This window comes from Pseudomonas sp. AP42, assembly GCF_001728935.1.
In the GTDB taxonomy this organism is placed as follows: Bacteria; Pseudomonadota; Gammaproteobacteria; order Pseudomonadales; family Pseudomonadaceae; genus Aquipseudomonas; species Aquipseudomonas lactis.
On record NZ_LYSO01000061.1, the window covers coordinates 1 to 22,910 of the forward strand.

At 58.4% G+C, this 22,910-nt stretch carries 20 protein-coding genes; 16 read left to right on the forward strand and 4 right to left on the reverse strand.

All coding sequences use genetic code 11. The features are described from left to right. Window positions 1–183: 183 nt before the first annotated feature. Window positions 184–1,473, reverse strand: a complete 1,290-nt coding sequence (gene gltA, locus A7K61_RS19510) for a citrate synthase (protein ID WP_003172803.1) — start codon at window positions 1,471–1,473, stop codon at window positions 184–186. Window positions 1,474–1,838: 365 nt separating this feature from the next. On the opposite strand from gltA, the gene sdhC reads away from it, so the two are divergent. The 11 genes from sdhC (at window position 1,839) to A7K61_RS19565 (ending at window position 15,936) form a co-directional block, all read left to right on the forward strand. Then, complete coding sequence (gene sdhC, locus A7K61_RS19515; protein WP_014717729.1) at window positions 1,839–2,213, forward strand: succinate dehydrogenase, cytochrome b556 subunit; 375 nt, start codon at window positions 1,839–1,841, stop codon at window positions 2,211–2,213. Continuing rightward, window positions 2,207–2,575: a succinate dehydrogenase, hydrophobic membrane anchor protein gene (sdhD, locus tag A7K61_RS19520; RefSeq protein WP_003172805.1), complete on the forward strand. Its 369-nt coding sequence runs from the start codon at window positions 2,207–2,209 to the stop codon at window positions 2,573–2,575. Before sdhC ends, sdhD begins: the two co-directional genes overlap by 7 nt. A gap of 3 nt (window positions 2,576–2,578) precedes the next feature. Next, window positions 2,579–4,351 (forward strand): succinate dehydrogenase flavoprotein subunit, encoded by a 1,773-nt coding sequence (gene sdhA / locus A7K61_RS19525; RefSeq protein ID WP_010211741.1) that lies wholly within the window; start codon window positions 2,579–2,581, stop codon window positions 4,349–4,351. A gap of 11 nt (window positions 4,352–4,362) precedes the next feature. Beyond that, window positions 4,363–5,067 (forward strand): succinate dehydrogenase iron-sulfur subunit, encoded by a 705-nt coding sequence (locus A7K61_RS19530; RefSeq protein ID WP_003172807.1) that lies wholly within the window; start codon window positions 4,363–4,365, stop codon window positions 5,065–5,067. Between the two features lie 261 nt (window positions 5,068–5,328). Then, window positions 5,329–8,160, forward strand: coding sequence for a 2-oxoglutarate dehydrogenase E1 component (locus A7K61_RS19535; protein ID WP_047710424.1), 2,832 nt, complete (start codon window positions 5,329–5,331; stop codon window positions 8,158–8,160). A 44-nt stretch (window positions 8,161–8,204) separates the two neighbouring features. Further along, on the forward strand, window positions 8,205–9,425 hold the full coding sequence (odhB, locus tag A7K61_RS19540) for a 2-oxoglutarate dehydrogenase complex dihydrolipoyllysine-residue succinyltransferase (RefSeq protein WP_003190009.1): 1,221 nt from the start codon (window positions 8,205–8,207) through the stop codon (window positions 9,423–9,425). A gap of 99 nt (window positions 9,426–9,524) precedes the next feature. Next, window positions 9,525–10,961 (forward strand): dihydrolipoyl dehydrogenase, encoded by a 1,437-nt coding sequence (gene lpdA, locus A7K61_RS19545; RefSeq protein WP_003190010.1) that lies wholly within the window; start codon window positions 9,525–9,527, stop codon window positions 10,959–10,961. 204 nt (window positions 10,962–11,165) lie between these two features. Beyond that, on the forward strand, window positions 11,166–12,332 hold the full coding sequence (gene sucC / locus A7K61_RS19550) for an ADP-forming succinate--CoA ligase subunit beta (RefSeq protein ID WP_003190011.1): 1,167 nt from the start codon (window positions 11,166–11,168) through the stop codon (window positions 12,330–12,332). Further along, a complete protein-coding gene (gene sucD, locus A7K61_RS19555) occupies window positions 12,332–13,213 on the forward strand; it encodes a succinate--CoA ligase subunit alpha (protein WP_005786582.1) in 882 nt (293 codons plus the stop codon). Before sucC ends, sucD begins: the two co-directional genes overlap by 1 nt. A 411-nt stretch (window positions 13,214–13,624) precedes the next feature. After that, complete coding sequence (brnQ, locus tag A7K61_RS19560; RefSeq protein ID WP_003190014.1) at window positions 13,625–14,938, forward strand: branched-chain amino acid transport system II carrier protein; 1,314 nt, start codon at window positions 13,625–13,627, stop codon at window positions 14,936–14,938. 257 nt (window positions 14,939–15,195) lie between these two features. Next, window positions 15,196–15,936: a DUF599 domain-containing protein gene (locus A7K61_RS19565; RefSeq protein ID WP_069558170.1), complete on the forward strand. Its 741-nt coding sequence runs from the start codon at window positions 15,196–15,198 to the stop codon at window positions 15,934–15,936. Window positions 15,937–16,020: 84 nt separating this feature from the next. Here A7K61_RS19565 and A7K61_RS19570 read toward each other — a convergent pair whose 3' ends face one another. Continuing rightward, complete coding sequence (locus A7K61_RS19570; RefSeq protein ID WP_003190018.1) at window positions 16,021–16,278, reverse strand: hypothetical protein; 258 nt, start codon at window positions 16,276–16,278, stop codon at window positions 16,021–16,023. Between the two features lie 157 nt (window positions 16,279–16,435). On the opposite strand from A7K61_RS19570, the gene A7K61_RS19575 reads away from it, so the two are divergent. From A7K61_RS19575 to A7K61_RS19590, 4 genes are all read left to right on the forward strand, one after another. Further along, a complete protein-coding gene (locus A7K61_RS19575; protein WP_044273015.1) occupies window positions 16,436–16,912 on the forward strand; it encodes a PaaI family thioesterase in 477 nt (158 codons plus the stop codon). Beyond that, complete coding sequence (locus A7K61_RS19580) at window positions 16,909–17,361, forward strand: PaaI family thioesterase (protein ID WP_044273016.1); 453 nt, start codon at window positions 16,909–16,911, stop codon at window positions 17,359–17,361. Before A7K61_RS19575 ends, A7K61_RS19580 begins: the two co-directional genes overlap by 4 nt. Before the next feature lie 89 nt (window positions 17,362–17,450). Further along, on the forward strand, window positions 17,451–19,355 hold the full coding sequence (htpG, locus tag A7K61_RS19585) for a molecular chaperone HtpG (protein WP_032897536.1): 1,905 nt from the start codon (window positions 17,451–17,453) through the stop codon (window positions 19,353–19,355). 182 nt (window positions 19,356–19,537) lie between these two features. Beyond that, window positions 19,538–20,266, forward strand: coding sequence for a dienelactone hydrolase family protein (locus A7K61_RS19590; protein WP_069558171.1), 729 nt, complete (start codon window positions 19,538–19,540; stop codon window positions 20,264–20,266). Window positions 20,267–20,364: 98 nt separating this feature from the next. Here A7K61_RS19590 and A7K61_RS19595 read toward each other — a convergent pair whose 3' ends face one another. Both A7K61_RS19595 and A7K61_RS19600 read right to left on the reverse strand, forming a co-directional pair. Further along, window positions 20,365–21,231: a pirin family protein gene (locus A7K61_RS19595; RefSeq protein WP_069558172.1), complete on the reverse strand. Its 867-nt coding sequence runs from the start codon at window positions 21,229–21,231 to the stop codon at window positions 20,365–20,367. Between the two features lie 63 nt (window positions 21,232–21,294). Further along, window positions 21,295–21,711: an OsmC family protein gene (locus A7K61_RS19600; protein WP_003190027.1), complete on the reverse strand. Its 417-nt coding sequence runs from the start codon at window positions 21,709–21,711 to the stop codon at window positions 21,295–21,297. A 139-nt stretch (window positions 21,712–21,850) separates the two neighbouring features. Between A7K61_RS19600 and A7K61_RS19605 the strand changes: the two genes are divergently transcribed. After that, window positions 21,851–22,873, forward strand: coding sequence for an amidohydrolase family protein (locus tag A7K61_RS19605; RefSeq protein WP_044273020.1), 1,023 nt, complete (start codon window positions 21,851–21,853; stop codon window positions 22,871–22,873). The last annotated feature ends 37 nt before the right edge of the window (window positions 22,874–22,910 follow it).

Here is a 22,910-nt window from a genome sequence, read left to right on the forward strand (position 1 = left end):
CGGGGCGCCTAAGATCAAAAGCAGATCAAGAGCGGCTCGCTTCGCATCGTGGTTACCGTCTGCTGCTATAGCCCACAAAGTTGTGTAGATACCTATGCTGCGATGGCTGTAGATCAGGCCACACAAACAAAAACGGCCTCCACTAAGGGAGGCCGTTCTCAGTACAAACAAGCAGTCAAGTGCTTACTTGCGATCTTCCAGCTTGGTGATGTCACGCGACTCGTAGCCGGTGTACAGCTGGCGCGGGCGACCAATCTTGTACGGGCTGGAGAGCATTTCCTTCCAGTGGGAGATCCAGCCCACGGTCCGCGCCAGGGCGAAGATCACGGTGAACATGCTGGTTGGAATGCCGATCGCCTTGAGGATGATCCCCGAGTAGAAGTCGACGTTCGGGTACAGCGAGCGTTCGATGAAGTACGGGTCGGTCAGGGCGATCTCTTCCAGGCGCATGGCCAGTTCGAGTTGCGGATCGTTCTTGATGCCCAGTTCCTTCAGCACTTCGTCGCAGGTCTGCTTCATGACGGTAGCGCGCGGGTCGCGGTTCTTGTACACCCGGTGACCGAAGCCCATCAGCTTGAACGGATCGTTCTTGTCCTTGGCCTTGGCGATGAATTTGTCGATGTTGGACACATCGCCGATTTCATCGAGCATGGTCAATACGGCTTCGTTTGCACCGCCGTGGGCAGGGCCCCACAGTGCGGCGATGCCGGCGGCAATACAGGCGAACGGGTTGGCACCCGAAGAGCCCGCCAGGCGCACGGTAGAGGTGGAAGCGTTCTGCTCGTGGTCGGCGTGGAGGATGAAGATCCGGTCCATGGCCTTGGCGAGCACCGGGCTGATCGGTTTGATCTCGCACGGGGTGTTGAACATCATGTGCAGGAAGTTTTCCGCGTACGTCAGATCGTTGCGCGGGTACATCATGGGTTGGCCCATGGAGTACTTGTAAACCATTGCGGCCAGGGTCGGCATCTTGGCAACCAGGCGGATCGCGGAAATTTCGCGATGCTGCGGGTTATTGATGTCCAGGGAGTCGTGATAGAAGGCCGACAGGGCGCCTACTACACCGCACATGACGGCCATTGGGTGGGCGTCGCGACGGAAGCCGTTGAAGAAGGTCTTCAACTGCTCGTGCACCATGGTGTGGTTCTTCACGGTGCTGACGAACTGGGCTTTCTGCTCGGCTGTTGGCAATTCACCATTTAGCAGCAGGTAGCAGGTTTCCAGGTAGTCCGACTTTTCAGCCAGTTGCTCGATCGGGTAGCCGCGATGAAGCAGAATGCCATTATCACCATCGATATAGGTGATCTTCGACTCGCAGGACGCGGTCGACATGAAGCCTGGGTCGAAAGTAAAACGGCCCGTGGCCGTCAGGCCCCGTACGTCGATAACATCGGGACCAACGGTGCCGGTTAAAATGGGCAGCTCGACGGGGGCTGCGCCCTCGATGATCAACTGCGCTTTTTTGTCAGCCATGTGGCCTCCTATTTATGCTTCAAATCATCAGACAGACCCCCCACGCAGGGCCCGCACCACTATATTGATATAAATCCAGATGTCAATTTGCCTAAAGTCTTGCGCCAGAAGGCTTTAACCGTACTTTTTCGTCGAAATTGACTGCCATTTACGCCTTTTATCCCGCCAGCGCAATCAGCTATTAGGGTGAGGTGTGCGCGTTGTCATTAGTAACCTAACTGTCTATACTCGGCCACCGACCGCCAAGGGCTTTTGGGCTTGCTTTCATTGGGGGTCGCACTCCCTGGGTGGTGCTTACCTGACCAGTCGCACTCCCCAACAACTTTGCCCTGATTGTTAGGGGCTCTTCAGTGTGAAAAAAAGCCGTGAATAGCCAACGACCTGTAAACCTAGACCTAAGGACCATCAAACTCCCCATCACCGGCGTTACGTCGTTCCTGCACCGTGTTTCCGGCATCATCCTGTTCCTGGGCTTGGGCATCATGCTTTATGCATTGAGCAAATCCCTGGGTTCCGAGGAAGGATACGCCGAGGTGAAGGCATGCTTGACCAGCCCGCTGGCCAAGTTCGTAGCATGGGGCCTCCTGTCCTCTCTTCTGTATCACCTGGTAGCCGGTGTGCGCCACTTGATCATGGACATGGGCATCGGTGAGACGCTGGAAGGCGGCCGCCTGGGCTCGAAAATCATCGTCGCCATTTCCGTGGTGCTGATCGTTCTGGCAGGAGTTTGGATATGGTAACCAGCGTAACGAATCTGTCGCGTTCGGGCCTCTATGACTGGATGGCACAGCGTGTGTCTGCGGTCGTTCTCGCGGCTTATTTCATTTTCCTGATCGGATACCTCGTCGCAAACCCGGGCATCGGCTATGAGCAATGGCACGGCCTGTTTTCCCACAATGCGATGCGAATCTTCAGTCTGCTGGCCCTTGTAGCCCTGGGCGCTCACGCCTGGGTTGGCATGTGGACCATCGCGACTGACTACCTGACGCCGATGGCGCTGGGCAAGTCCGCGACTGCAGTACGTTTCCTCTTCCAGGCAGTATGCGGCGTTGCGATGTTCGCTTACTTCGTCTGGGGTGTGCAGATTCTTTGGGGTATCTGATTCATGGCTAACATTCCAACTATTTCATTCGACGCCATCATTATTGGTGGCGGCGGTGCTGGCATGCGCGCTGCGCTGCAACTGGCCCAGGGCGGTCACAAGACTGCCGTGATCACCAAGGTGTTCCCGACGCGTTCCCACACCGTATCGGCCCAGGGTGGCATCACCTGCGCCATCGCCTCCGCCGACCCGAACGATGACTGGCGCTGGCACATGTACGATACCGTCAAGGGTTCCGACTATATCGGTGACCAGGACGCTATCGAATACATGTGTCAGGAAGGCCCGGCCGCGGTGTTCGAGCTGGACCACATGGGCCTGCCGTTCTCCCGTACCGAGCAAGGCCGTATCTACCAGCGTCCATTCGGCGGCCAGTCCAAGGATTATGGTAAAGGCGGGCAGGCTGCCCGTACCTGCGCTGCGTCCGACCGTACCGGTCACGCGCTGCTGCACACCCTTTACCAAGGCAACCTGAAAGCCGGTACCACGTTCCTGAACGAGTACTACGCGGTTGACCTGGTCAAGAACGCGCAAGGCGAGTTCGTCGGTGTGATCGCCATCTGCATCGAAACCGGTGAAACCACCTACATCCGCGCCAAGGCAACTGTTCTGGCGACCGGTGGTGCAGGTCGTATCTACGCGTCGACCACCAACGCCCTGATCAACACCGGTGACGGCGTCGGCATGGCTCTGCGTGCTGGCGTACCGGTACAAGACATCGAAATGTGGCAGTTCCACCCGACCGGCATCGCCGGCGCCGGTGTACTGGTGACCGAAGGTTGCCGTGGTGAAGGTGGTTACCTGATCAACAAGCACGGCGAGCGTTTCATGGAGCGTTATGCTCCGAACGCCAAAGACTTGGCCGGTCGTGACGTTGTGGCCCGTTCGATGGTTAAAGAAATCATCGCCGGTAACGGCTGTGGCCCGAATGGCGACCACGTACTGCTCAAGCTCGATCACCTGGGCGAAGAAGTGCTGCACAGCCGCCTGCCTGGTATCTGCGAGCTGTCCAAGACCTTTGCCCACGTTGACCCGGTAGTTGCTCCGGTTCCGGTGGTTCCAACTTGCCACTATATGATGGGCGGCGTGCCGACCAACATTCATGGCCAGGCAATCACCCAGAACGCTGAAGGCGAAGACGAGATCATTCATGGTCTGTTCGCGGTAGGCGAAGTGGCTTGCGTATCGGTTCACGGTGCCAACCGCCTGGGCGGCAACTCGCTGCTCGACCTGGTGGTATTCGGTCGCGCGGCCGGCCTGCACCTGGAGAAGGCGCTGACCGACGGCATCGAATACGATGACGCCACCGACGCCAACATCGAAGCTGCCCTGGCGCGCCTGAACGCTCTGAACGAGCGCACGGATGGCGAAGACGTAGCAACCCTGCGTCGCGAGCTGCAAAGCTGCATGCAGAACTACTTCGGTGTGTTCCGTACCGGCGAATACATGCAGAAGGGTATTGCCCAGTTGGCAGACCTGCGCAAGCGTATCGCCAACGTCAAGATCAACGATAAGAGCCAGGCGTTCAACACCGCTCGTATCGAAGCCCTTGAACTGCAAAACCTGCTGGAAGTGGCTGAAGCGACGGCGATTGCCGCCGAGGTTCGTAAAGAATCCCGTGGTGCTCACGCTCGTGAAGACTTTGAAGATCGCGACGACGAAAACTGGTTGTGCCACACCCTGTACTTCCCGGGTGACAAGCGCGTAACCAAGCGTGCCGTGAACTTCTCGCCGAAGACGGTGCCGACGTTTGAACCGAAGATTCGGACTTACTAAGGGTGGCTGCCATGTTGAAAGTCAGTGTTTATCGCTACAACCCTGATCAGGACGCTGCGCCGTTCATGCAGGAATTCCAGGTCGATACCGGCGGTAAAGACCTGATGGTGCTGGATGTGCTGGCACTGATCAAAGAGCAGGACGAGGGTTTCTCCTATCGTCGCTCTTGCCGTGAAGGTGTGTGCGGTTCCGACGGCATGAACATCAACGGCAAAAACGGCCTGGCGTGCATCACGCCGCTGTCCGCCGTGGTCAAAGGCAACAAGCTGATCGTTCGTCCACTGCCAGGTTTGCCGGTTATCCGTGACCTGGTCGTCGATATGAGCATCTTCTACAAGCAATACGAGAAAGTTAAGCCGTTCCTGCAGAACGACACGCCGGCTCCGGCCATCGAGCGTCTGCAGTCGCCGGAAGAACGTGAAAAGCTCGATGGCCTGTACGAGTGCATCCTGTGCGCTTGCTGCTCGACATCCTGCCCGTCCTTCTGGTGGAACCCGGACAAGTTCCTGGGTCCAGCTGCCCTGCTGCAAGCCTACCGCTTCCTGGCAGACAGCCGTGATACCAAGACGTCCGAGCGTCTGGCTTCGCTGGATGACCCGTTCAGCGTATTCCGCTGCCGCGGGATCATGAACTGCGTCAACGTATGTCCTAAAGGCCTGAACCCGACTAAGGCCATTGGTCACATCCGTAACATGCTGCTGCAAAGCGGCGTGTAACTGACGTTGTAGTAAAGCAGGACCGTTGTGCCCGTAAATGCTGCGGCGCAGGCTTCAACCGGCGCCGTAGTTTTAACTTGAGCAGCGACTTACAAAGCCGCGGCTCTTATTTTGAAGAAATGAGACAAGCAGGGGCATTCGGGTTGGTACCCGAACTATCAGCGTGATCCTAAGTGGCTTGTTTTGGTCGCTGCACTTGGCCTTTTGCAAGCAAACTCGGTGTTTTCGCCGGTGGTGTCCCCAAATCGAGGGTGACCAAGCATGCAAGAAAGCGTGATGCAGCGCATGTGGAACAGCGGCTATCTTTCAGGTGGTAACGCTGCCTATGTGGAAGAGCTTTATGAGCTCTACCTGCACGACCCTAACGCTGTGCCAGAAGAATGGCGCACCAAATTTCAGACGTTGTCTTCAGACGGCAACGCTGCCACCGATGTATCGCACGCAACAATTCGCGATCAGTTCGTGCTGCTGGCAAAGAACCAGCGCCGCGCCCAACCGGTTTCCGCCGGCAGCGTGAGCAGTGAGCATGAGAAGAAGCAAGTTGAAGTACTGCGACTGATCCAGGCCTACCGTATGCGTGGCCACCAGGCAGCCCAGCTTGACCCGCTGGGGCTGTGGCAGCGTCCTGCACCTGCAGACCTGTCGATCAATCATTACGGCTTGACCAATGCCGATCTTGATACGACCTTCCGTGCCGGCGACCTGTTCATCGGCAAAGAGGAAGCGAGCCTACGCGAAATTCACGAAGCGTTGCAGCAGACATATTGCCGCACCATCGGCGCTGAATTCACGCACATCACCGATTCCGAGCAGCGCCACTGGTTCCAGCACCGCCTGGAAGGCGTGCGTGGCCGTCCGGTATTGTCCGCCGATGTGCGCGGCCACCTGCTGGAGCGCGTGACCGCGGCCGAAGGCCTCGAGAAATACCTGGGCACCAAATACCCAGGCACCAAGCGTTTCGGCCTGGAAGGCGGCGAAAGCCTGATTCCGATGCTCGACGAGCTGATCCAGCGTTCCGGTTCCTATGGCACCAAGGAAATCGTGATCGGCATGGCTCACCGTGGTCGCCTGAACGTGTTGGTCAACACCTTCGGCAAGAACCCGCGTGAGCTGTTCGACGAGTTCGAAGGCAAGAAGAAGGTCGAGCTGGGCTCCGGTGACGTTAAATACCACCAGGGCTTCTCGTCCAACGTGATGACCACCGGCGGTGAAGTTCACCTGGCCATGGCATTCAACCCCTCCCACCTGGAAATCGTTTCGCCAGTGGTCGAGGGTTCGGTACGTGCTCGCCAGGATCGTCGTAACGACGCCACCGGTGAGAAAGTGCTGCCGATTTCCATCCACGGTGACGCGGCATTCGCCGGTCAAGGCGTGGTCCTGGAAACGTTCCAGATGTCGCAGACCCGCGGCTTCAAGACCGGCGGTACCGTTCACATCGTCATTAACAACCAGGTGGGTTTCACCATCAGCAACCCGTTGGATGCGCGCTCCACCGAGTACGCTACCGACGTTGCCAAGATGATCCAGGCGCCGATCCTCCATGTGAATGGCGATGATCCGGAAGCCGTGCTGTTCGTGACCCAACTGGCTGTCGACTACCGCATGCAGTTCAAGCGTGACGTGGTCATCGACCTGGTTTGCTACCGCCGTCGCGGTCACAACGAAGCGGACGAGCCAAGCGGCACCCAGCCGTTGATGTACCAGCAGATCACCAAGCAGCGCACCACCCGTGAGCTGTACGCCGAAAGCCTGATCAAGGCCGGCGTGGTTGACGATGCGCGTGTTCAGGCGAAAGTCGACGAATACCGCAACGCGCTGGACAACGGCCTGCATGTAGTAAAAAGCCTGGTCAAGGAACCGAACAAAGAGCTGTTCGTTGACTGGCGCCCCTACCTGGGTCACACCTGGACTGCACGTCACGATACCTCGTTCGATTTGAAGACGTTGCAGGAACTGTCCGCCAAGCTGCTGGAAATTCCGGAAGGCTTCGTCGTACAGCGCCAGGTTGCGAAGATCTACGAAGACCGTCAGAAGATGCAAGCCGGCGGCCTGCCGATCAACTGGGGTTACGCCGAAACCATGGCATACGCGACCCTGGCGTTCGAAGGTCACCCGATCCGCATGACCGGCCAGGATATCGGCCGCGGTACGTTCTCGCACCGTCATGCTGTATTGCACAACCAGAAAGACGCGGGCACCTACATCCCGTTGCAGAACCTGTACGAAGGCCAGCCACGTTTCGACCTGTACGATTCGTTCCTGTCCGAAGAAGCCGTACTGGCGTTCGAATACGGTTACTCGACCACCACGCCTAATGCGCTGGTGATCTGGGAAGCCCAGTTCGGCGACTTCGCCAACGGTGCCCAAGTGGTGATCGACCAGTTCATCACCAGCGGCGAGCACAAGTGGGGCCGTCTGTGCGGTCTGACCATGCTGCTGCCACACGGTTATGAAGGTCAGGGGCCAGAGCACTCCTCGGCCCGTCTGGAGCGTTACCTGCAACTGTGCGCCGAGCACAACATCCAGGTGTGCGTGCCGACGACCCCGGCCCAGATCTACCACTTGCTGCGTCGCCAGGTGATCCGTCCGCTGCGCAAGCCGCTGGTGGTGCTCACGCCGAAGTCGCTGTTGCGTCACAAACTGGCCGTTTCGACCCTGGAAGATCTGGCCCAAGGTTCGTTCCAGACCGTGATTCCAGAGATCGACACGCTGGACGCCGCCAAGGTCACTCGCCTGATCCTGTGCAGCGGCAAGGTCTACTACGATCTGCTGGAAAAACGCCGTGCCGAAGGCCGCGAAGACATCGCCATCGTGCGTATCGAGCAGCTTTATCCGTTCCCGGAAGATGACCTCATGGAGATCATCGCGCCTTACACCAACCTCACTAACGTTGTGTGGTGTCAGGAAGAACCGATGAACCAGGGCGCCTGGTACAGCAGCCAGCATCATCTGCGTCGCAGCATCGGCAACCACAACAAGGCCTTGGTCCTTGAGTACGCCGGTCGTGATGCTTCTGCTGCACCTGCCTGTGGTTATGCGTCGATGCACGCCGAGCAGCAGGAAAAACTGCTGCAAGATGCTTTCACTGTTTAACGCCTTCGCGCTGACTGAAACCGAATTTTAAGGACCTACAGATAATGGCTATCGAAATCAAAGCCCCGTCATTCCCGGAATCGGTTGCCGATGGCACCGTTGCCACCTGGCACAAGAAACCAGGCGAGGCCGTCAAGCGTGACGACCTGATCGTCGACATCGAGACCGACAAAGTCGTTCTGGAAGTGTTGGCCGAAGCTGACGGCGTGCTGGGCGCGATCGTTGCTGAAGAGGGCGCTACCGTTCTGTCCAACCAGGTACTGGGTTCGATCGAAGAGGGCAGCGCTGCTGCCGCTCCTGCTCCTGCCGCCGCTGCACCGGCTGCTTCTGCCCCTGCTGCACCGGCTGCGGGTGGCGAAGACCCAATCGCTGCACCGGCTGCGCGTCAACTGGCTGAAGAAAACGGCATCAACCTGGCTTCCATCAAGGGCACTGGCAAAGACGGCCGCGTGACCAAGGAAGACGTGGTTGCCGCCGTTGAAGCCAAGAAGAACGCTCCGGCTGCCGCACCTGCCAAGGCTGCAGCGCCTGCTGCTGCTGCGCCTGTGTTTGCTGCGGGCGACCGCACCGAGAAGCGCGTACCGATGACTCGCGTACGTGCCACCGTGGCCAAGCGCCTGGTTGAAGCACAGTCGAACATGGCGATGCTGACCACTTTCAACGAAGTCGACATGACCGAAGTCATGGCCCTGCGTTCGAAGTACAAGGACCTGTTCGAGAAGTCCCACAACGGCGTGCGCCTGGGCTTCATGTCGTTCTTCGTGAAAGCGGCCACCGAAGCGCTGAAGCGCTTCCCGGCAGTCAACGCTTCCATCGACGGCGGCGACATCGTTTACCACGGCTACTCGGATATCGGCGTTGCCGTCTCCAGCGACCGTGGCCTGGTGGTTCCAGTACTGCGTAACGCCGAGCTGATGAGCCTGGCCGAAATCGAAGGCGGCATCGCCGGCTTCGGCAAGAAAGCCCGTGACGGCAAGCTGACCATCGACGAGATGACCGGCGGTACCTTCACCATCACCAACGGTGGTACCTTCGGTTCGATGATGTCGACGCCGATCGTCAACCCACCGCAAGCCGCGATCCTGGGCATGCACAACATCATCCAGCGTCCGATGGCCATCAACGGCCAGGTTGTGATCCGCCCAATGATGTACCTGGCACTGTCTTACGATCACCGCCTGATCGACGGTAAAGAAGCCGTGACGTTCCTGGTGACCATCAAGAACCTGCTGGAAGACCCGGCTCGCCTGCTCCTGGACATCTGATAGAAGCAGTTGCACGTTGCGAGCTACAAGCTGTAGGAAAAAGCAGCTTGGCTTGCAACGTGTAGCTAGAAGCTTGTCGCAAATAGAGGATCTATTTTCATGACACAGAAATTTGACGTTGTAGTGATTGGTGCAGGCCCTGGCGGCTATGTTGCCGCCATCAAGGCCGCGCAACTGGGCCTCTCCACGGCTTGCATCGAAAAATACACCGACAAGGAAGGCAAACTCGCGCTGGGCGGCACTTGCCTGAACGTAGGTTGCATTCCGTCCAAGGCGCTGCTGGACAGCTCCTGGAAATTCCACGAAGCCCAAGACGGCTTCGCGATCCACGGCATCAACCATGCTGGCGTGACCATGGACGTGCCAGCCATGGTCGGCCGTAAAGCCAACATCGTCAAAGGCCTGACTTCCGGCGTTGCCACCTTGTTCAAGGCCAACGGCGTGACTTCGATTCAAGGCCACGGAAAGCTGCTGGCCGGCAAGAAAGTTGAAGTCACCAAGCCAGACGGTTCGGTTGAAGTCATCGAAGCCGAAAACGTGATCCTGGCCCCAGGTTCGCGTCCAATCGACATTCCACCTGCACCTGTTGATAACAACGTGATCGTTGATTCGACCGGCGCCCTGGAATTCCAAGCCGTACCTAAGCGCCTGGGCGTGATCGGCGCTGGCGTGATCGGTCTGGAGCTGGGTTCGGTATGGTCGCGTCTGGGCGCTGAAGTCACCGTGCTGGAAGCCCTGGATACATTCCTGCTGGCTGCCGACACCGCGGTGTCCAAGGAAGCGCTGAAAACCCTGACCAAACAAGGTCTGGACATCAAGCTCGGCGCCCGTGTTACCGGTTCCAAGGTCAACGGCGAAGAAGTCGTAGTGACCTACACCGATAAAGACGGCGAGCAGACCATCACCTTCGACAAGCTGATCGTCGCCGTGGGCCGCCGCCCAGTGACCAACGACCTGCTGGCTTCCGACAGCGGCGTGAACATCGACGAGCGTGGTTTCATCCACGTTGACGATCATTGCGCCACCACCGTGCCTGGCGTCTATGCCATTGGCGACGTGGTTCGTGGCATGATGCTGGCCCACAAGGCTTCCGAAGAGGGCATCATGGTTGTTGAGCGCATCAAGGGTCACAAGACCCAGATGAACTACGACCTGATCCCATCGGTTATCTACACCCACCCGGAAATTGCATGGGTCGGCAAGAACGAACAGCAGTTGAAAGCTGAGGGCGTTGAAGTTAACGTCGGCACCTTCCCGTTTGCCGCTTCTGGCCGTGCCATGGCAGCTAACGACACCGGTGGTTTTGTCAAAGTCATCGCTGATGCCAAGACTGACCGCGTATTGGGCGTCCACGTGATTGGCCCAAGCGCTGCAGAACTGGTTCAGCAAGGCGCAATCGGCATGGAATTCGGCACCAGTGCCGAGGACCTGGGCATGATGGTCTTCTCCCATCCGACCCTGTCCGAAGCGTTGCACGAAGCCGCGTTGGCAGTGAATGGCGGCGCCATCCACATCGCCAACCGCAAGAAGCGCTAAGCGAGATAATAAGAAACCACGGCGGAGTTGCCCGTCGTGAGCCTTGCGCGCAAGACTCACCGCGGAATATCCGCTGGACGCAGCCTTGCGCAGCTTTACGGGCCATAAGCCCCGCAAGTTGCGCAAGCAGCAGTCACAGGTGGCGCGGCACTCATAATGAGCGCAGCGCCGAATGCGCAGTACCTAACGAAGACGGTAAAAAGCATGAATCTTCACGAGTATCAGGGTAAGCAGCTGTTCGCTGAATACGGCCTGCCAGTTTCCAAGGGCTACGCAGTAGACACCCCGGAAGCAGCAGCAGAAGCTTGCGACAAAATCGGCGGCAGCGAGTGGGTTGTCAAAGCCCAGGTCCACGCCGGTGGTCGCGGTAAAGCGGGCGGCGTCAAGCTGGTTCGCAGCAAAGAAGACGCCAAGGCCTTCGCACAGCAGTGGCTGGGCAAGCGTCTGGTGACTTACCAGACTGATGCCAATGGCCAACCAGTCACCAAGATCCTGGTTGAATCGTGCACTGATATCGCTAAAGAGCTGTACCTGGGCGCTGTCGTTGACCGTTCGAGCCGTCGCATCGTGTTCATGGCTTCCACCGAAGGTGGCGTGGACATCGAGAAAATCGCTCACGAAACCCCAGAAAAAATTCTGAAGGCTACTATCGATCCACTGGTTGGCGCGCAGCCATTCCAGGGTCGCGAGCTGGCTTTCCAGCTGGGTCTGGAAGGCAAGCAAGTTGCCCAGTTCGCCAAGATCTTCGTTGGTCTGGCCAAACTGTTCCAGGATCACGATCTGGCCCTGCTGGAAGTGAACCCGCTGGTGATCAAGGCTGACGGCGATCTGCACTGCCTCGACGCCAAGATCAACATCGACGCCAACGCCATGTACCGTCAGCCTAAGCTGAAGACTTTCCACGATCCGTCGCAAGACGATCCGCGCGAAGCGCACGCTGCCAAGTTCGAACTGAACTACGTAGCCCTGGAAGGTAACATCGGCTGCATGGTCAACGGTGCTGGCCTGGCCATGGGTACCATGGACATCGTCAACCTGCATGGCGGCAAGCCAGCCAACTTCCTCGACGTAGGTGGTGGCGCTACCAAGGAACGCGTTACCGAAGCGTTCAAGATCATCCTGTCCGACTCCAACGTCGCTGCAGTACTGGTCAACATCTTCGGCGGCATCGTTCGTTGCGACATGATTGCCGAAGGCATCATCGGTGCAGTGAAAGAAGTCGGCGTTAAAATCCCGGTTGTTGTTCGCCTTGAAGGTAACAACGCTGAACTGGGCGCTAAAGTACTGGCAGAAAGCGGTTTGAACATCATCGCGGCTACCAGCCTGACCGACGCTGCTCAACAAGTTGTCAAAGCTGCGGAGGGCAAGTAATGAGCGTCCTGATCAATAAAGACACCAAAGTTATCTGCCAGGGTATTACCGGTTCGCAAGGTAGTTTCCACACCCAGCAAGCCATCGAGTACGGCACCCAGATGGTTGGCGGCGTAACGCCTGGCAAAGGCGGCACCGAGCACCTGGGCCTGCCCGTGTTCAACACCGTGAAAGAAGCCGTAGAAACCACTGGCGCCACCGCCAGCGTGATCTACGTTCCAGCTCCTTTCTGCAAGGACTCGATCCTGGAAGCGGCATTCGGCGGCATCAAGCTGATCGTCTGCATCACCGAAGGCATTCCTACCCTGGACATGCTGGACGCTAAAGTTAAGTGCGACGAGCTGGGCGTAGTCCTGATCGGCCCTAACTGCCCAGGCGTGATCACCCCAGGCGAATGCAAGATCGGCATCATGCCAGGTCACATTCACTTGCCAGGTAAAGTCGGTATCGTTTCCCGTTCCGGCACCCTGACCTACGAAGCTGTGAAGCAGACCACTGACGCCGGTTTCGGTCAGTCGACTTGCGTCGGCATCGGCGGTGACCCGATCCCAGGCTCCAACTTCATCGACATCCTGAAGCTGTTCCAGGAAGACCCGAAGACCGAAGCGATCGTAATGATCGGTGAGATCGGCGGTTCGGCTGAAGAAGAAGCGGCTGCCTACATCAAGGCCCACGTGACCAAGCCGGTTGTTTCCTACATCGCTGGTGTGACTGCCCCTGCGGGCAAGCGCATGGGCCATGCTGGCGCAATCATCTCTGGCGGCAAAGGCACTGCAGACGAGAAATTCGCTGCACTGCAAGACGCAGGCGTTAAAACCGTGCGTTCGCTGGCAGACATCGGCAAGGCCCTGGCCGAGCTGACCGGTTGGGCTGTCAAGTAAGCCTCGCGCTTAGCTGACGCTTCACCACACAAAGGCCACCTTCGGGTGGCCTTTGTGCATTCTGGGTATAACTCGGTTCAATGTGGGAGCTGGCTTGCCTGCGATACAGACACCTCGGTGCATCAGCCAAACCGAGTCGATGCCATCGCAGGCAAGCCAGCTCCCACAGGGTTGTGTATTGCCCAATTAAGTATGAAAACGCGACATTCAAATGTCGCTTATCGGACAGTCCGCCCCGCAACAGTGCGTTTGTCAGGCTAATTCTGTACTCTACCCGCCTCTTTATGCGTCCGCGTCCCAAAAGGAAGCTGCGCGCTAGACCGGTCGGTCCCCACAAGGGCCGGCAGCATTTCCCTCATCCATAGGGAAGCCCTCTCTAAATTCCGATTCAGTAGTGTGGTATTTCCTCAAATGAAAGTGTTGAAAAGCCAGGATATCCTGGCGCTGGGCTTTATGACCTTTGCCCTGTTCGTGGGCGCCGGCAACATCATCTTCCCGCCTATCGTTGGTTTGCAGTCCGGGCCGCATGTGTGGATGGCGGCGCTGGGCTTTCTGATCACCGCAGTCGGTTTGCCGGTGGTCACCGTGATCGCCCTGGCCAAGGTCGGTGGTGGCATGGATGCGCTGAGCAGCCCGATTGGCAAGATCGCCGGTGGCCTGCTGGCGGCAGCCGCCTACCTGGCCGTGGGCCCGCTGTTCGCGACTCCGCGCACCGCAACCGTGTCGTTTGAAGTAGGCCTGGCGCCCTTGACCGGTGAAAGCCCGTTGGCGCTGTTCCTCTACAGCTCGGTGTATTTCCTGGTGGTGTTCTTTGTCTCCCTGTACCCGGGTCGACTGCTGGACACCGTAGGCCGTTTCCTGGCGCCGCTGAAAATCATCGCCCTGGCCATTCTCGGTATCGCTGCGTTTGCCTTGCCTGCGGGTGAGGTGGGGGTTGCCACGCCGGAATACGTGGCCGCGCCGTTCTCCCAAGGTTTTATCAATGGTTACCTGACCATGGATACCCTGGGCGCCCTGGTGTTCGGCATCGTGATCGTCAACGCGATCCGCTCCCGTGGCGTCGAGTCGCCCAAGCTGATCACCCGCTATGCGATCATTGCCGGGCTGATTGCCGGCGTGGGCCTGGCGCTGGTGTACGTCAGCCTGTTCCGCCTGGGTTCGGGCAGCCACGCCGTGGCTGCGGGTGCCAGCAACGGCGCGGCAGTACTGCACGCCTACGTGCAATACACGTTCGGCTCCCTGGGCAGTGGTTTCCTCGCCGTGCTGATTTCCCTGGCATGCCTGGTGACTGCCGTGGGCCTGACCTGCGCCTGCGCCGAGTACTTCAGCAAGATCCTGCCACTGTCCTACAAGACCCTGGTGGTGATCCTGGCGCTGTTCTCGCTGTTTGTGTCCAACCTGGGCCTGACCAAACTGATTGCCTTCTCGATCCCGGTGCTGACCGCGATCTACCCGCCGTGCATCGTGTTGGTGGCCCTGAGCTTCTGCAAAGGGTTCTGGCAGGAACAGGGCCGTATTGTCGGCCCGGTGATGCTGGTGTCGTTCATCTTTGGCTGCATCGACGCACTCAAGGGTGCGGGCCTGGCGGGTTGGATGCCAACGCAGTTGGTAAACCTGCCGTTGAGCGAACAAGGCTTGGCGTGGCTGGTGCCGTCGGTGATGACACTGGTAGTGGCAGTGGTGATTGACCGTATGCTGGGCAAGCGCAGCGAAGCCATCGCGTAACACGCGGTTTGTGCTGCACTGAAATGCCCCGTATCAAACGATACGGGGCATTTTTTTTGAGTCGCAGGCAGTGTCTTTTTTTTGGGAATGGCGTCAAAAATCTCAAGTTGAAAACACTGGTCGGTGTGGGAGCTGGCTTGCCTGCGATGGCGGCACATCGGTTGTGCGCGGTGGTGACTGCAATGACGCTATCGCAGGCAAGCCAGCTCCCACATTTGGACTGTGTCGGCCCTATCATCCTGTGTACAAGGACCCGCATGTCGTTCGTTGAAGCCAATTGGATCCACCTGATCGCCGCCCTCTGGTTTGTTATCTGCTGGGGCGGCTACACCCGTTACGCCACCTGGAAAGCCCGGGACACGGCGTGCCTGGCCAGTGTGTTGCACCTGTACCGTGAAGACTGGATGCGCCGCATGCTGCTGCGCGATAACCGCATCGCCGACGCCAGTGTGATCGGTAACCTGGAGCGCAATGCCTCGTTCTTTGCCTCCAGCACCTTGATCATCCTCGCCGGTATTCTCACGGTGCTGGGGGCTTCGGAACGCGCAGTGTCACTGCTGGCGGACATTCCCATGGTGCAGCAGGCATCCCAGGGCATGTCGGAGATCAAATTGCTGTGCCTGGCATTGGTGTTCGTCTACGCCTTTTTTACCTTCAGCTGGTGCATGCGCCAGTACAACTTCGCGGCGGTGCTGGTGGGCTCGGCGCCCATGATCGGTGAGCGGCATGTGTCGGAGCAGGAGCGCAAGGCATTTGCTTTGCGGGCGGCGCGAGTGATTTCGATGGCGGCCAACCAGTTCAACTTTGGCCTGCGTGCTTATTACTTCGGCATGACCATGCTGGCCTGGTTTGTCAGTCCCTGGTTGTTCATGTTGATGAGCAGCGGGGTGGTGTTGGTGCTGTACCGCCGCGAATTCCATTCCGATGTATTGCAGGTGATGGTCTACACCCCTACCGATATGCAAGCAGTCGAGGCTGTAAAAGACGGCGCATCGTAGCGCTGGCAGCAAATAGCAGACAAAGAAAAGCCCGCTTAGTCAGCGGGCTTTCTTTTTGCTGCAATACAGCTTTAAACCGTGCGATTACTGCTTGGCAGGCTCTGCTGGTGCGGCAGGTGCAGCTTCTTTTGCAGCAGCTTCGTTCGATTCGGCCTGAGCTTTGGCAGCTTCGGCGTTTTCTTTCGCAGCGTCGTTCACTTTATCCTGTGCTTTAGCCATATCTTGCTGAGCTTGCTCAGAATGTGCAGCAGCGTCTTGGGCTTTGTCTTCGGATTTCTTGTCGCAGGCAGCCAGACCGAGAGCAGCGGCCAGCATCATGGAAATAGCTAATGTCTTACGCATGGGGTGTTTCTCCTTATTGAAGATATCTACTGGCCTTTCGAACCCAAGGGGCCAGCATTAGTTCCTTATGTCCCACAGATATATAGCATGTTTCGTACAGGAACTTTACCCAGTCATTCCCATCCGCCGAATTCACACTAATAAGAGTCTAAAAACAATGACCGAAAACCCGTTGTTAGAGCGTGCCACACGCTTTGTTTCGGCCCTGCGCCATTGCCAGGTGCTGGGGGTGAGTGTTCATGAAGCCAGCGAGGAGGGCATGACCCTCGTACTGCCGTATGGGCCGCATATCGTCGGTGACCCTCTGAGCGGGGTGATCCACGGCGGCGCGCTCACCTCGTTGATGGACACCGCGTGCGGCATGGCGACCCTGTGCGTATTGCCCGAATTCGAAGTGTGCCCGACCCTGGACCTGCGCATCGACTACATGCATCCCGCCGAACCCCACAAGCCGGTCTATGGCTTCGCGCAATGCTACCGGGTGACCACCGACGTGATCTTCACCCGTGGCGTTGCCTATCAGGATGACCCGCAACAACCTATTGCCCATGTGGTGGGCACGTTCATGCGCATGGGCAAGCGCCTCAAAGGCACCCAAGGCTTGGGCACGGTCATCAAGGGAGAGCAGGCATGACGCATCGGTTCAAGACCCGCCTGGAGCAAGCCCTCGATCGTGGCAACTACGATGCGCTGCTCGACCTGGTGCCCTATGCCAGGCTGATTGGCATCGAATGCACCCGTCTGGGGGATGAGTTGCTGTTTCGCCTGCCGGCCAACAAGGACAATATTGGTAACCCTATATTGCCAGCGTTGCATGGCGGGGTGATCGCCGGCTTCATGGAGCTGGCCGCCGCCCTGCACCTGCTGGTGTTCACGGGCGCTCCGGGCCTGCCGAAAATCATCGACTTCTCCCTGGATTACCTGCGCGCCGGCCAGTTTCGGGACACCTATGCCAAGTGCCAGGTATGGCGCCAGGGCCGGCGCGTGGCCAACGTGGCGATTACCGCCTGGCAGAGCACTGCGGCCGAACCGATTGCCACCGCCCGCGCACATTTCAAGATTGAGGAATTGGCTCGCCCTTGAAATCCTGGCCTGAGCCCCCAACTTTGATGACAACCCGCCGCCAACCCTTTCGGGCGCGGCCACTGCCATCCAATTGGAGTTTGATGACCATGAGTGTGGAAACTCAAAAGGAAACCCTGGGCTTCCAGACCGAGGTGAAGCAACTGCTGCACCTCATGATCCATTCGCTGTATTCCAACAAGGAAATTTTCCTTCGCGAATTGATCTCGAACGCCTCTGACGCTGTCGACAAATTACGTTTCGAAGCCCTGTCCAAGCCTGAATTGCTGGAAGGCGGCGCGGAACTGAAGATCCGTGTGAGCTACGACAAAGACGCCAAAACCGTCACTCTCGAAGACAACGGTATCGGCATGAGCCGTGACGATGCGATCACCCACCTGGGGACCATCGCCAAATCCGGCACCGCAGATTTCATGAAGAACCTGTCGGGCGACCAGAAAAAAGATTCTCACCTGATCGGCCAGTTCGGCGTGGGCTTCTATTCGGCCTTCATCGTCGCCGACAAGGTTGAAGTCTTCAGCCGCCGCGCCGGACTCGACGCCAGCGAAGGCGTGCACTGGGCTTCCAAGGGCGAGGGCGAATTCGAAATCGCCACGATCGACAAGGCTGACCGCGGTACCCGCATCGTGCTGCACCTGAAAGCCGGTGAAGACGAATTCGCCGATGGCTGGCGCCTGCGCAACATCATCAAGAAGTACTCCGACCACATCGCGTTGCCGATCGAGTTGCCCAAGGAACAGACCGTTGCCGAAGGCGAAGAAGCTCCGGCGGTGGAATGGGAAACCGTCAACCGCGCCAGCGCCCTGTGGACCCGTCCGCGTACCGAGATCAAGGACGAGGAATACCAGGAGTTCTACAAGCACATCGGCCACGACTACGAGAACCCGCTGAGCTGGAGCCACAACAAGGTTGAAGGCAAGCTCGAATACAGCTCGCTGCTCTACGTACCGGCCCGTGCTCCGTTCGACCTGTACCAGCGCGAAGCGCCAAAAGGCCTGAAGCTCTACGTGCAGCGCGTGTTCGTGATGGACCAGGCGGAATCCTTCCTGCCGCTGTACCTGCGCTTTATCAAAGGTGTGGTCGACTCCAACGACCTGTCGCTTAACGTCTCGCGGGAAATCCTGCAGAAAGATCCGATCATCGACTCCATGAAGTCGGCGCTGACCAAGCGCGTACTCGACATGCTGGAAAAGCTGGCGAAGAACGAGCCTGAGCAATACAAGAGCTTCTGGAAAAACTTCGGCCAGGTGATGAAAGAAGGCCCGGCGGAAGATTTTGCCAACAAGGAAAAAATCGCCGGCTTGCTGCGTTTTGCTTCGACTCAGGGCGAAGACGGCGAGCAGGTTGTGTCCTTGGCTGACTACCTGGCGCGCGCCAAGGAAGGTCAGGACAAGATCTACTACCTGACCGGCGAAACCTACGCTCAGGTCAAGAACAGCCCGCACCTGGAAGTCTTCCGCAAGAAAGGCATCGAAGTGCTGCTGCTGACCGACCGTATCGATGAGTGGCTGATGAGTTACCTCACCGAGTTCGACGGTAAAACCTTTGTCGACGTGGCCCGTGGTGACCTGGACCTGGGTAACCTGGATTCCGAAGAAGACAAGAAAGAAGCCGAAGAAGTCGCCAAGTCCAAAGAGGGCCTGGTGGAACGCATCAAGGCTTCCCTGGGCGAAGCAGTCAGCGAAGTGCGGGTTTCCCACCGCCTGACTGAATCCCCGGCGATCCTGGCCATCGGCGAGCAGGACCTGGGCATGCAGATGCGCCAGATCCTGGAAGCCAGCGGCCAGAAAGTGCCGGATTCCAAGCCGATCTTCGAATTCAACCCGTCTCACCCGCTGATCGAGAAACTCGATGGCGAGCAGAGCGAAGAGCGGTTTGGCGACCTGTCGCACATCCTCTTCGACCAGGCCGCCCTGGCAGCCGGCGACAGCTTGAAGGACCCGGCCGCGTATGTGCGCCGACTGAACAAGCTGTTGGTTGAATTGTCGGTTTAACACCGATGTAGAAAAACCCGCTTCGGCGGGTTTTTTCATTTGTAGGAGCGAGCTTGCTCGCGAAAAACGTCAACGATAACGCGTACATCCTGAATCAACGCGGTGCCCTGAAGTTTTTCGCGAGCAAGCTCGCTCCTACAGTCGCATTACCGTTTCTGCGTGTACCTCAACTGGAGTGAATCATGAGCCAAGTCACTGTACGTTCCGTGGTCTATCAGATTGATGGCCAGTCTTATGAAAGCCGTTTGGCGTTCGATGCCAGCCACAAAGGCCCGCTTCCGGGTTTGCTGATGGCGCCGAACTGGATGGGCGTGAGTGCGGGGGCCGAAGAGATCGCCAAGGCCGTTGCTGGCAAAGGCTACGTGGTGTTGATTGCCGACCTCTACGGGCAAAACGTACGGCCTTCAAATGGTGATGAGGCCGGTGCGGCGATGATGCCGTTGAAGGATGATCGCCCGCTGCTGAACAAACGCATGCAAGCGGCCTTCGAGCAACTGCAAGGCCAGACTGAAGCAGCAGTGGACACGTCGAAACTGGCCACCTTCGGCTTCTGCTTTGGCGGTTGCTGCTCCCTGGAACTGGCCCGTACCGGTGCGCCGTTGAAGGCCGCGGTGTCGTTCCATGGCACCCTGGATACACCGAACCCGGCGGATGCGAAGAACGTCAAGGGTTCAGTGCTGGTGCTGCATGGCGCCGCGGACCCGTTGGTGCCCAAAGAGCAACTGCCGGCGTTCGAAGATGAAATGAACGCGGCGGGTGTGGATTGGCAGTTGCTCAGCTACGGCGGCGCAGTGCATTCCTTCACCGACCCCCATGCCAATGTGCCAGGCAAGATGATGTACGACGCCAAGACCGCTGCTCGGGCGTTCCAGGCGATGCATAACTTGTTGGATGAAGTGTTCAAGGGCTGATGCTTCGGCGCCTGTTCGGGCCTATTCGCGAGCAAGCCCGCTCCCACATTTGACTGCGTTCACAGGTCGAAATGTGGGAGCGGGCTTGCTCGCGAATGCTATTTAACAGGCAACTCGATTCTTTCTGACTCCCCCGGCACAGTGGGCCAATCCCCAGCCGCCCAGCGCTGCCTCGCCTGCTCGATCACCGCCGGATCACTCGCCACAAAATTCCAGTTGATCCGCCGCGGCCCATCCAGCGGCGCCCCGCCAAATACCATCAGGTGGCAATCACTCTCGGCATACAGGGTCATCTCCTGCCCAGTCGGCAATACCACCAGACTATTCACCTCCAGCGCTTCACCGTCCAACTGCACCTCACCCTCCAGCACATACACCGCACGTTCCTCATGCTCATCGGCAATCAGCAGGGTCGTGGCGGTTTGCATCTGCACTTCGGCATACAGCGTCGGCGACAGCACCGGCACCGGGGATCTGAGGCAAAATCCATTACCGGCGATCAAGCGGATTTGCACACCGAGGTTATCGCTCACCGGCAAGCTCGCCGCGGGGTGATGGCTGTAGTGCCCCGGCCCCGTCTCGTGGTCCTTGGGCGAGGCCAGCCACACCTGCAGGCCATGCAGGTTGAAACCCCTGGCCTTGACCGCTTGCGGTGTGCGCTCGACGTGGGCAATCGCACTGCCGGCAGTCATCCAGCTGACATCGCCGGCTTGCACCACCTGGTCCGAGCCAAGGCTGTCCTTATGCTGCAAGGCGCCTTCAAACAGGTAGGTGAGAGTGGACAGGCCAATGTGGGGATGCTGGCGGATATTCATGCCGGTACCGGGCGCGTAGCGGGTCGGCAGCATATGGTCGAAAAACACAAAGGGCCCGACGCTACGGCATTCACGCGAGGGCAGGGGGCGCAGGATGGGCTGGCCTTCTACATCTTCGGGGCGAGGGCGAATTACGGTGAGGGGGGTCATGGGCATCCCAGTCTGAGCGGGTTGGATGCGATGAAGCATAACCCGCTCGGTGGGAAGTTGGGGCTATTGGCTGAAGGCGCCTTCCGACAATTTCGTCTCGATAGTGACTTCGGCGGTGGTCATCAGCTTATGTACCGGGCACTTATCGGCCACCCGATGCAGTTCATCGCGCTGGGCGTCGGTGAGCACGCCCTTGAGGGTCAGCTTGACGTTGAGCTTGTATTTACCCTTCTGCTCCTCAGTGCTGTCGTGGGTGACCTCCACGGTCACGCCGGTCAGCGGGATATCTTTTTTCTGCGCGTAGAGCCTTACGGTCAAGGCTTTACACGACGCCAGCGCAGCATCGAAATAATCGTGAGGGGAGGGGGCCGAATCGTCACCGCCCAGGCTCTTGGGCAGGTCGGTAAACAGCTCGTGATTATTGATATTCACGCTGTGACGGAAGTTTTCAGCGTTGAGCGTATTGACGGTAACAGGCATGGCAAACCTCGTAAGGGCGCAGGATGAAGGTCATGCAGTTATAGAGCATGCTGGCACTCCAGTGTTCCGGTTTTTTCCATGCTGAACCCGCAAGGCTGGCGCAAGGTCTACCCGTATCCGCCCTTATTGAGGTTTTACCGTGTCTGGAGCCCGCCTGAGTCTCGCCTTGTTGCTCGCCGCCAGCAGCCTTGCCGTGCAGGCCCGTGACTATGCCTACAGCGACGCGCACCTGCATTACGTGGATTTTTTTCAGGAAACCGCCGGCATGGACAAGCTGCTCAAGGCCATGGCGGACAACCGCGTAGAGCACGTCATGATTTCCGGGATTCCCGTGGCCAAGAAATGGCACGAAGACGAGCCCAAGCGCCCGCGCTACTACGCCGGTGACGACGCCGATGCCTATTGGTACAGCGCAACGGATGTGATCGTCGCGGCGGCGGTCAATAAACTTTCCCCCGCGCAACGCCAGCACTTTCATCCGTTCCTGGCCGGTTTCAATCCCAACGACAAGAACTCTGCGGCCCATATCCAGCGCATGCTCGACCTCAACCCAGGGCTGTGGCAGGGCATCGGTGAAGTGTTCACCCGGCACGATGACCTTACCGCCCTGACCTCCGGCGACACGCCGCGTGCCAATAACGAAGCCATGACGCGCATCTACCACCTGGCGGCCGAAAACGACCTGCCGGTGATGCTGCACTCCAACATCACCTCCAAGCGTGAGCGCAACCCGCTGTACCTGGCGGAAGTCGAGCAGCCGTTACGCAACCACCCGCACACGCGTTTTATCTGGGCCCATGCCGGTACCAGCAAGGAAATCCACCGTCATCAGGTGCAAATGGATTTTTTGCTGCCCACCTTGAATCGTCTGCTTGAGGCGTATCCCAACCTGTATATCGACTTGTCCTGGAGCATGCTCACGCCGTATCTGCTGGATGACGCCGGCAAGCCACGGCCGCAATGGGTAGCGCTGGTAGAGCGCTTCCCGGACCGGTTCATGCTCGGCTCAGACGTCGTCGGACGCTTCAACAAGTTGGGCAAGGAAATGCGCCGATTCGATCCTTTCCTCGATGCGTTGCCCGAAGACGTTGCCCACAAGGTCGCGCGCGACAACTTCCTGGCCATCCTGCCCAAGCCGCATCGCGATGGCGATGCGCGTTGATATCGCGTTTTGGTCTTACGCCAATGACCTCAGGTGC